General features: G+C 53.5%; 1 protein-coding gene. It reads right to left on the bottom strand.

Going from position 1 to position 241, the window contains the following annotated elements; translation table 11 throughout:
• The coding region (locus R0K30_RS23305) for a hypothetical protein (RefSeq protein ID WP_410613382.1) at positions 1-241 on the bottom strand (241 nt) is incomplete at both ends.

Raw genomic sequence — 241 nt, 5'->3', positions numbered from 1 at the left:
CGTATCATTGCTGCCACCTGCCATTGCAGCTTCACCAACAGCGGTCGAACGTACGCCTGTTGCAGAAGCCAAATGACCAAAAGCTTGCGCACGTTCAGCAGAGGCGTTTGATTGCCAACCGATAGAAGTAGATCCCAATCCTGAGGCATTGGCTTGACCACCAACAGCGGTGGCTGAATTCTGGCCTGCAAATGCTACATGACCGATGGCAACGGTATCATTAGTGCCACCAGCATCGGCC

This window comes from Bacillus sp. SIMBA_154 (assembly GCF_046536015.1).
Lineage (GTDB): Bacteria > Bacillota > Bacilli > Bacillales > Bacillaceae > Bacillus > Bacillus pumilus_P.
Note: the sequence above shows the minus strand (reverse complement) of the source record. Positions and strands in the feature narration are given on the sequence as shown.